We start from the raw sequence: 721 nt of genomic DNA on the forward strand, positions 1-721 counted from the left end.
AGGTGGAAGCGGTCCATTTCGTTCAGGACCACCATGTCGAATGGCGTCGTCGTCGTTCCCTCTTCCTTGTAACCGCGCACATGCAGATTGTCGTGATTTGTGCGGCGATAGGTAAGCCGATGGATCAGCCAGGGATAACCGTGGAACGCAAAGATGATCGGTTTGTCCTTCGTGAACAATGCATCGAAGTCTGCGTCTGAGAGCCCATGCGGATGCTCCTTCGACGGTTGCAGTTTCATGAGGTTGACGACATTGACCACGCGCACCTTGAGCTCCGGAAGGTGTTCTCGCAGCAATTGGACTGCCGCCAGCGTTTCCAGCGTCGGTACGTCGCCGCAGCACGCCATGACGACATCGGGCTCTGTACCTCGATCGTTGCTGGCCCACTCCCATATGCCGAGGCCTGCGGTGCAGTGCTTGACCGCCTCATCCATCGTCAGCCATTGCGGCGCCGGTTGCTTGCCCGCCACGACGACGTTCACATAGTTGCGGCTGCGCAGGCAATGATCCGTGACGGAAAGCAGCGTATTGGCATCCGGCGGCAGATAGACACGGATCACGTCTGCCTTCTTGTTGACGACGTGGTCGATGAACCCCGGATCCTGATGGCTGAAGCCGTTGTGGTCCTGGCGCCAGACGTGGGAGCTGAGGAAGTAGTTCAGCGAACCGATCGGCCGCCTCCAGGGAATGTGATTGCACACCTTCAGCCATTTGGCGTGCT

At 58.5% G+C, this 721-nt stretch carries 1 protein-coding gene; it reads right to left on the minus strand.

Features of this window, described 5'->3' with window-relative positions:
- Positions 1–721, minus strand: a 721-nt coding sequence (locus JNB88_RS33130; RefSeq protein ID WP_476705538.1) for a phosphoketolase family protein, incomplete at both ends; no start/stop codon positions are given.

Source organism: Rhizobium cauense (assembly GCF_019511525.1).
Classification (GTDB): Bacteria; Pseudomonadota; Alphaproteobacteria; order Rhizobiales; family Rhizobiaceae; genus Rhizobium; species Rhizobium cauense.